The sequence below is a fragment of the Dankookia rubra genome, from assembly GCF_004355005.1.
Classification (GTDB): Bacteria; Pseudomonadota; Alphaproteobacteria; order Acetobacterales; family Acetobacteraceae; genus Paracraurococcus; species Paracraurococcus ruber_A.
The window spans coordinates 22,816-31,908 of record NZ_SMSJ01000058.1; the positions used below are offsets into that span (position 1 = coordinate 22,816).

Below are 9,093 nucleotides of genomic sequence, written 5' to 3' on the forward strand. Positions count from 1 at the left end.
ACCTAACCCAACTTAGCCGCCGAAGGGAAGCGCCCTGCCCCCCCCGGCGGCTAGATCGAAGGCGCGTTGGCCGCCGCCGGCTGCGGCGCCGCGCGGTCCTCGGCATGCACGCCGAGGAATTTCAGCTTGCGGTGCAGCGCGCTGCGTTCCATGCCGACGAAGTTCGCGGTCCGGCTGATATTGCCGCCGAAGCGCAGCAGCTGCGCCTCCAGGTACTGCTTCTCGAAGAGCTCGCGCGCCTCGCGCAGCGGCAGCGTCATGATCTCCGAGGACCGGTCGAGCTTCAGCATCGCCGGCGCCGCCGAGCCCACCTCGGGCGGCAGCATCTCCGCCCGGATCGGATCGCGCGCCTCGCCGGGCGCCATGATCAGCAGCCAGTCGATCAGGTTCCGCAGCTGCCGCACGTTGCCCGGCCAGTCATAGGCCTGCAGCGCCGCCAGCGTGTCCTCGGCCAGCTCCCGCGCCGCCATGCCGGAGAGCTCGCCCGAGCGTCCCATGAAGTGCCGCGCCAGCGCCGGGACGTCCTCCCGCCGCTCCCGCAGCGAGGGGATCTTCAGCGGCACCACCGCCAGCCGGTAGTAGAGGTCCTCACGGAACCGCCCGGCGGCGATCTCCGCCTGCAGGTCGCGGTTGGTGGTGGCGATGACGCGAACATCGACCTTCACGCGCACCGCGCCGCCGACCCGCTCGAAGCCTTGCTCCTGCAGCGCGCGCACGATCTTGCCCTGGGTTTCGAGCGGCATGTCGGCCACCTCGTCCAGCAGCAGCGTGCCGCCATGGGCGCGCTCCAGCACGCCGGCCCGGCGCGGCTGTGCCGCCGGGTCGTTGCCCGCTTCCAGGCCGAACAGCTCCTCCTCGAACCGCGCCGGATTCAGCGTGGCGCAGTTCAGCGCGACGAAGGGCCCGTCGTTGCGGCGGGACCGCGCATGGATCATCCGCGCCGCCACCTCTTTGCCCGAGCCCGCCGGCCCGGTGATCAGCACGCGCGACCCGGTCGGCGCCACCCGCTCGATCGCCGTCCGCAGCTGGCCGATCCCCTGGGAGACCCCGACCAGCTCGGCCTCGGGCCCGGCCCGCAGCCGCAGCTCGGAATTTTCCCGCCGCAGCCGCGCCGCCTCCAGCGCCCGAGCGACCACCAGCAGCAGCCGGTCCGAGTTGAACGGCTTCTCGATGAAATCGTAGGCGCCTTGCTGGATCGCCCGCACCGCGGTCTCGATCGTCCCGTGGCCGGAGATCATGACCACGGGAAGCTGCGGTTCCTCGCGGTGCAGCGCGGCCAGGATGCCCAGGCCGTCGAGCCGGGAATTCTGCAGCCAGATGTCCAGGACCACCATGGACGGGCGCCGCTGCTTGAAGGCCGCGAGCGCCGTGTCGCTGTTGTGGGCCTGGCGCGTCTCGTAGCCCTCATCCGTCAGGATGCCCTCGATGAGGGCACGGATGTCCGGCTCGTCGTCGACGATCAGGATCTCATGCGCCATGCGCGCGCCTCATGCTCCCATCCGGACGGTCGTTGTCGCCTGCTAGCGGCCGATCCTGCGCCGGCCGCCAGGGCAGGGTCAGCACGGCCCGGGCACCGGCGCCATCGCCGCCCGCCCCCGGATCGCGGGGCCTGTCCTCCAGCCCCAGCCTGCCGCCATGGTCCTCCATGATCTTCTTCACGATGGCAAGGCCAAGCCCGGTCCCCTTGGCCTTGTGGGTGACGTATGGTTCGGCCAGCCGCTCGCGCTCATCGCCCTGCGGCAGGCCGATCCCGTCATCCTCCACCGCTATCGCCACTATGTCCTCGCCGGGCTCGATGCGCACGGTGATGTGTCCGGCCACGTCGCCCGGTGCGCGTGGGGCGGTGTCCTGGGACTCCGCCAGGTTCTCCCCCTGGGTTTCCCCTTGGGCGCGCATCGTCACCGCATCGGCGGCATTCTGCAGCAGGTTGGTCAGTGCCTGGCCCAGCAAGCGGCGGTCGCAGGCCACCACCGGCGCCGCCTCGGGCAGCTCGATCCGGTACTCGATCTCCGGATGGGCGTCGCGCTGCAGCACCAGCGCCTCCCGCAGCACCTGGGACAGGTCCTCGGGCTTGATCACCGGCTGCGGCATGCGCGCGAAGGCGGAGAATTCGTCGACCATCCGGCCGATGTCGCCGACTTGGCGCACGATGGTGTCGGTGCAGGCGATGAAGGTCTCCGGATCGTTCGAGATCTGCTTCAGGTACCGCCGCTTCAGCCGTTCCGCCGAGAGCTGGATCGGCGTCAGCGGGTTCTTGATCTCATGCGCGATCCGCCGCGCCACGTCGGCCCAGGCCGCCTTGCGCTGGGCGCTCAGCAGCTCGGTGATGTCGTCGAAGGTCAGCACGTAGCCGGCGATGCGCGGGGCGCGGTCGCCCTCGGCCGAGGCCTGCAGCTCGGCGCCCACCTGCGCCAGCAGGGTGCGGCGGTTGGACGGCGGGCCGATGCGGATCTCGGCGGTGATGGCGCGGTCCGGCGCCTGCGCATCCTCCTCCCCCACCCGCTCCAGCAGGGGGCCGAATTCCGGCACCACGGCGCCGAGCGGCAGGCCGATCCCGGCATCGAGGTCGAGGCCGAGCAGCTCGCTCGCGCGACGGTTGGGCAGGTTGATGCGGCCATCGGGCTCGAGCCCCACCACGCCGGCCGAGACGCCGGCGAGGACGGCTTCGGTGAAGCGCCGCCGGTCGTCGATCTGCCGATAGGCCTGCATCAGCTCCGAGCGCTGCGCCGCCAGCTGGTTGGTCATCCGGTTGAAGGCCCGGGTCAGGCTGGACAGCTCCTCGTCGGCCGCCGATTCCTCGACCCGGGTGGAAAGGTCGCCCGCCCGCACCCGCTCGGCGGCGACGATCAGCCGGCCGATCGGCCGGGCCAGCTGGTTCGCCAGCACCAGCCCGATCAGCACCGCCGCCAGCAGCACCAGCAGCGTGGCGATGGCGAAGATCATGATGAAGGTGAGCTGCAAGCCGTAGCGGTTGCGGTCGAGCTGCTCGTACTGCGCCACCTCGCGCTCGGCCCGCTGCTGGTTGTTCACCACCTCCGGGTCCACGGGACGGCCGATCACCAGCATCAGCATGGGACGGCTGTCGAGCGCGACGACGGCGCGGACGCGCCCGGCCTGCTCGTCCGGCAGCACCGCGACCTCGCCCTGCCTGGCGATGTCGATCGCCCAGTCCGGCGGCGGGTCCAGCTCGAAATTCGCGGTCGGCCCGTATTGCGCCATGGGGCGGCGGAGCGTCGGGTCGAAGACCACCGCCTCGGTCAGGCCGCGCAGCAGCGTATGGGTCGCCAGCACCTGGGCGAAGCTGCGCCCCTGGTCGGCCAGCAGCAGCCCGCCGGCGCGGTTGAGGTCGTTGGCCATGGCCAGCGCATCGCCGCGGATGTTGTTGCGGTGCTCCTCGAGGTAGGCCTGCGCCACCTGGCGGCTGGCCTCGAGCGCCGTCCGCACCCGGTCGCCGAACCAGGCCTGGATGCCGAGGTTGAAGAAGGCCGCGGCGAACCCGGCGACGAGGATCGAGGGCACCACCGCGACCACGCCGAACAGCAGCACCAGCCGGACGTGCAGGCGGGAGCCCGCCGAGCCGCGCCGCCGTTCCGCCCAGACCCGCACCAGCCGCCCGGCAAGCGAGGCGCCTAGCAGGCAGAGCACGAGCACGCTGACCAGCATCAGGCCGAGCTCGACCCCCGGCCGGGTCGGGCCGAAGGGGCTGCCGTTCGACAGCACGGTGAAGGTGGCGATGCCGAGCAGCAACGCGCCGACCGCGAGGCCGAGCGTCATGCCCCGCCCGAGCAGCAGGTCGGCGACCCGCCGCAGCAGGCTGCGCGGCCGGCCGGCGGCGTCGGTCTCCTCCTCCGGCAGCCGCCCGGCCGGCGCCGCCGCTCGTCCCCCGCCCGGGCGCGGGATGCGCATCAGCCGAGCCCGCGCACCACGGGCAGGTCGAGCTCGCGGATCTTCTTGCGCAGCGTGTTGCGGTTGAGCCCGAGCATCGCCGCCGCCTTGATCTGGTTGCCGCGCGTCGCGCCGAGCACCAGCCGCAGCAGCGGCCGCTCGACCTCCGCCAGGACGCGGTCGTAGAGGTCGCGCACCGGCAGCCCGTCCTTGTGCGCGCCGACGAAGGCCTTCAGGTGGCGCTCGACCGCCTGCTCCAGCGTCTCCGGCCCGCGCGCGGCACCGGAATCGGCCGGCGGCTCGGCTTCCGACAGCTCGGCGCCGACCGCATCGGCGTCGATCGTCTCCTGCGGATAAAGCGCGGCGAGGCGCCGCATCAGGTTCTCGAGCTCGCGCGCATTGCCCGGCCAGGAATGCTGCTTGAGCCGCTCCACCGCCTCGAGGCTGAGCTGCTTGCCCGGCAGGCCGGCGCCCTTCGCCCGGTCGAGGAAATGCCGCGCCAGCAGCGGGATGTCCTCCAGCCGCTCGCGCAGCGGCGGCAGGCGGATCGGCACCACGTTCAGGCGGTAGAAGAGATCCTCGCGGAACATGCCCTGGCGGATCGACTGGCGCAGGTCGCGGTGGGTGGCGGCGACGATGCGGACATTGGCCTTGATCGGGTTGCGGCCGCCGACCGTGGTGAACTCGCCTTCCTGCAGCACGCGCAGCAGGCGGGTCTGCGCCTCGGGCGGCATGTCGCCGATCTCGTCGAGGAACAACGTGCCGCCGGCGGCCTGCTCGAAGCGGCCGATGCCGCGATTGAGCGCGCCGGTGAAGGCGCCGCGCTCGTGCCCGAAGAGCTCGCTCTCGATCAGCTCGCGCGGGATCGCCGCCATGTTGATGGCGACGAAGGGCCCGCCCCGGCGGCGGCCGTAGTCGTGCAGCGCGCGGGCCACCAGCTCCTTGCCGGTGCCCGACTCGCCGGTGATCATCACCGTCAGGTCGGTCGTCGTGAGCCGGGCGACGGTGCGGTAGATCTCCTGCATCGCCGGGCTGCGGCCGACCAGCGGCAGCCGCTCGGCGGGGTCGGCCTCCTCCCCCGCCTCGTCCGGCGCCGGGACCTGGGGCGCGGCCAGCGCCCGCTCGACGACGGAGAGCAGCTCCTTCAGGTCGAAGGGCTTCGGCAGGTACTCGAAGGCGCCGCGCTGGGCCGCCTTCAGCGCGGTCATGAAGGTGGACTGCGCCGACATGACGACGACGCGCAGCTCCGGCCGCACCCGCTTGATGCGCGGCACCAGGTCGAGCCCGTTCTCGTCCGGCATCACCACGTCGGTGATGACCAGGTCGCCCTCGCCATCCTCGACCCAGCGCCAGAGCGTCGAGGCGGAGGAGGTGGCGCGCACCTGGTAGCCGGAGCGCCCGAGCGCCTGGCTGAGCACGGTGCGGATGGCCCGATCGTCGTCGGCGATCAGGATGGTGCGGCTATCGGACATCATCGCCCCTTGGCACGGACGGCCATGCCCTTCTCGGCAGCACGCGCCACCGCCTCGGCCCGCCGCGCGCCGCTCGGCGGCATGGCGAGCGAGAGGCGGAAGATGGTGCGGCCGGGGCGGCTGTCGCATTCGATCAGGCCGCCCTGGTCGGCGACCAGCTTGGCCACGAGGGCGAGGCCGAGCCCCTGGCCGCCCCGCTTGGTGGTGACGAAGGGCTCGAACAAGGTGGCCCTCACCGGCTCCGGGATGCCCGGCCCGTTGTCGCGCACGCTGACCTGCAGCGGCAGGTGGACGCGTTCCCTGCTGCCGGGCACGGCGATGCGGACGCCGTGGTGATAGGCGGTCGAGAGCAGGATCTCGCCGCCCATCGGGTTGACCGCCTCGGCGGCGTTCTTCACCAGGTTCAGCAGGATCTGCACGAGCTGGTCGCGGTTGCCCCAGACCTGCGGCAGGGAGGGGTCGTAGTCCTCGACGATGCGGATATGCGCGGCGAAGCCGGTCTGCGAGACGCGCTTCACGTGGTCCAGCACCTGGTGGATGTTCACCGGGCCGAGCTCGACCGGCCGGTCCGAGAACATGTCCATCCGGTCGACCAGGTGGCGGATGCGGTCGGCCTCGTCCTGGATCAGCTGGCAGAGCTCGCGGTCGCCGTCGTCGGTGCTCGACTGCTCCAGCAGCTGGGCCGCGCCGCGGATGCCGGACAGCGGGTTCTTCACCTCGTGCGCCAGCATCTCGGCCATGGCCGAGGCGCCGCGCGCGGCGCCGAGGAAGTTCAGCTGGCGGTTCATCATCTGCGCGGTGGAACCGTCGTGCAGCGTCAGCACCACGCCGCCCCGCATCTCCGGCAGCGGCCCGCCATGCGCGGCGACGCCGCGCCGGTGCAGGCGGGGGCTCTCCAACAGCATGTCGTGGTCGGAGACCGGCGCCTCGTGCTGGCGGACCTGGGCGAGCAGGGCGAAGAGCCGGCTGTCCTCCGGCAGCAGGTCCGAAAGCCGCATGGTGGCCAGCGTCGGGAAGGAGAGCTGGAAGAAGAGCTCGGCGGCCGGGTTGGCGTAGCGGAAGCGGTTCTCCGCATCCAGCACCACCGCCGGCATCGGCAGCGCCGAAAGCATCGCCGCCGCGTCCGGCAGCGGCACGCTGCGCGGCTGGTCGGGACGCGGCGGCATGACGCGCGGGAGGGCCGCCAGGGCGCCGCTCATGCCGCCATGCGCCCGGCGGCATCGGCCTGTTGGCCGCGCGCGTGGAAGGCGGCGCGCGCCGCTTCCAGCCCCTGGTCCAGCAGCGGGCCGTAGAAGGCGTGGATCCGCGCCTCCACCGCCTCGGGGGTGTCGACCTGGTTGATGCCGGAGCGGAACTCGGCCGAGCCGGGCAGGCCCTTCGAATACCAGGCGATGTGCTTGCGGGCGAGCCGGACGCCGGTGACGGTGCCGTGGTGCGAGAGCATGTCGCGGTAGTGCGCCAGCAGGATCGCCAACTGCTCGGCCAGCGCCGGCTCGGCCGGGGGCAGCCCGGTGGCGAGGTAGTCGGCGACCTGGCGCGGGAACCAGGGGCGGCCGTAGCAGCCGCGGCCGATCATCACGCCGTCGGCGCCGGATTGCCGCAAGGCCTCGGCGGCGTGCTCGGGGGTCAGGATGTCGCCGTTGACCAGCACCGGGATGGCGACGGCCTCCTTCACCTGGCGCACGAAGGCCCAGTCGGCGGTGCCGGTGTAGAGCATCTGCCGGGTGCGGCCATGGATGGTGACCAGGCGGATGCCGCAGGCCTCGGCGATGCGGGCGAGCTTCGGCGCGTTCAGCGACTGGTGGTCCCAGCCCATCCGCATCTTCAGCGTGACCGGGACGTCCACCGCCTTCACCACGGCCTCGAGGATCGCCGCGGCGCGGACCTCGTCGCGCATCAGCGCGCTGCCGGCGGACTGGCCGACCGCCACCTTCTTCACCGGGCAGCCGAAATTGATGTCGACGATCGCCGCTCCGCGGTCGGCCGCGAGCTTCGCGGCCTCCGCCATCACGCCGGGCTCGCAGCCCGCGAGCTGCACGGCCGAGGGCGCGCCGAAGCCGTCGACCTCCGCCATCTTCAGGGTCTGCCGGTTCTCCCGCACCATGGCCTGGGAGGCGATCATCTCGCTCACCACCATCCCGGTGCCCTGGGCGCGGGCGAGCCGGCGGAAGGGCAGGTCCGTCACGCCCGACATCGGCGCGAGATAGACCGGCACGTCGACCCGCACCGCACCCACCGCAAGCGACCGCAAACCGGGCACAGCACTGGGCCGGACATCATCGGAAGGCATGTTGATGCTCATGATTTGGGCAGGGTATGCCATGTGATGCCGCCCGGCAACGCCGCGCGGCACCAAAGCGACAGTTTTTGCGAAGCCGGACCAGCGGATCGGCCCCGGCGCCGGGGCTCCGGCGCCTGAGACGAACCCCGCCTGCGTTCCCGTCGGCGCCCCGATCCGCTAGGCTCCGCCGCGATGACCATCGCCGCCCTCCTCATGGCCGCCGGACGCGGCACCCGCTTCGGCGCCGACCAGCCCAAGCAGTACCTCCCCCTCCTCGGCCGCCCGGTGCTGCGCCACGCGGCGGAGGCGCTGCTGCGCGAGGGCGGGGTCGGCCTGCTGCAGCCGGTCTGCGCGCCCGGGGAGGAAGCCCGGGTCGCCGCCATCCTCGAGGGCCTGCCCGCCCTCCCCCCCGTCCCGGGCGGCGTGACACGCCAGGCCAGCGTCCGCGCCGGGCTCGAGGCGCTGGCGCCGCGCACCCCGGCGGTGGTGCTGGTGCATGACGCCGCCCGGCCGGTGGTCCCGCCCGGCACCATCCCGGCGCTGCTCGCGGCGCTGGAGGCGGCGCCCGGCGCCATCCCGGCCCAGCCGGTGGCGGATACGCTGAAGCGGGCCGCGGGCGGCGCGATCCTCGAGACCGTGCCGCGCGCCGGGCTGTTCCGCGCCCAGACGCCGCAGGCCTTCCGCTTCCCGGACCTGCTCGCCGCCCACCGCGCCGCGCGGACGGAGGCGACCGACGACGCCCAGCTGCTGGAGCTGGCCGGCGCCCGCGTGGCGCTGGTCCCCGGCGCCGAGACGAACATCAAGATCACCTTCCCCGAAGACCTCGCCCGCGTGGAGGCCCAGGCCATGACCACCCTCCTGCCCCGCATCGGCACCGGCTTCGACGTCCACCGCACCGAGGCCGGCCGTCCCATGGTGATCTGCGGCGTCACCATTCCCTGCGAATTCGGCCTCGAGGGACATTCCGACGCCGATGTCGGCATCCACGCGCTCTGCGACGCCATCTACGGCGCGCTCGCCGAGGGCGACATCGGCCGCTGGTTCCCGCCCTCCGAGATGCGGTGGAAGGGCGCCGACAGCGCGCAATTCCTGACCCATGCCGCCGGCCGCATCGCCGCGCGCGGCGGGGTGCTGGCCAATGCGGACGTCACCATCCTCTGCGAGCGGCCGAAGATCGGCCCGCACCGGGAAGCGATGCAGGCGCGCCTGGCCGAACTGCTCGGAGTCGCGCCGGGCCGGGTCGGGGTGAAGGCCACCACCACGGAACGGCTCGGCTTCACCGGCCGCGGCGAGGGCATCGCGGCGCAGGCCGCGGCGCTGGTGCTGCTGCCGGCCTGAGGCCGGCGCCCCGCTCACGGCGGCTCCATCCAGCCGGCGATGCGGGCGCGCCCGCCCATGGCGCGGTGCATGGAGGCGATCAGGCGGAGGTTGGCGGCCCCCAATCGCCGGCCCCAG

At 72.9% G+C, this 9,093-nt stretch carries 6 protein-coding genes; 1 reads left to right on the top strand and 5 read right to left on the bottom strand.

Annotated features, from left to right (window positions below; all coding sequences use genetic code 11):
- Window positions 1–50 precede the first annotated feature (50 nt).
- The 5 genes from ntrX to dusB all read right to left on the bottom strand — a co-directional run bounded on the left by ntrX (window position 51) and on the right by dusB (window position 7,647).
- Complete coding sequence (gene ntrX, locus E2C06_RS26235; RefSeq protein ID WP_133291544.1) at window positions 51–1,478, bottom strand: nitrogen assimilation response regulator NtrX; 1,428 nt, start codon at window positions 1,476–1,478, stop codon at window positions 51–53.
- Window positions 1,468–3,774, bottom strand: a complete 2,307-nt coding sequence (locus tag E2C06_RS26240) for a sensor histidine kinase NtrY-like (protein WP_370451488.1) — start codon at window positions 3,772–3,774, stop codon at window positions 1,468–1,470. Before E2C06_RS26240 ends, ntrX begins: the two co-directional genes overlap by 11 nt.
- A 131-nt stretch (window positions 3,775–3,905) precedes the next feature.
- A complete protein-coding gene (ntrC, locus tag E2C06_RS26245) occupies window positions 3,906–5,357 on the bottom strand; it encodes a nitrogen regulation protein NR(I) (protein WP_133291546.1) in 1,452 nt (483 codons plus the stop codon).
- A complete protein-coding gene (locus E2C06_RS26250; RefSeq protein ID WP_133291552.1) occupies window positions 5,357–6,523 on the bottom strand; it encodes a two-component system sensor histidine kinase NtrB in 1,167 nt (388 codons plus the stop codon). Before E2C06_RS26250 ends, ntrC begins: the two co-directional genes overlap by 1 nt.
- Window positions 6,524–6,552: 29 nt before the next feature.
- Window positions 6,553–7,647 (bottom strand): tRNA dihydrouridine synthase DusB, encoded by a 1,095-nt coding sequence (gene dusB, locus E2C06_RS26255; protein ID WP_241671477.1) that lies wholly within the window; start codon window positions 7,645–7,647, stop codon window positions 6,553–6,555.
- 183 nt (window positions 7,648–7,830) lie between these two features.
- Here dusB and E2C06_RS26260 point away from each other — a divergent pair, with 183 nt between their 5' ends.
- On the top strand, window positions 7,831–8,976 hold the full coding sequence (locus E2C06_RS26260) for a bifunctional 2-C-methyl-D-erythritol 4-phosphate cytidylyltransferase/2-C-methyl-D-erythritol 2,4-cyclodiphosphate synthase (RefSeq protein WP_133291548.1): 1,146 nt from the start codon (window positions 7,831–7,833) through the stop codon (window positions 8,974–8,976).
- Window positions 8,977–9,093: the final 117 nt, after the last annotated feature.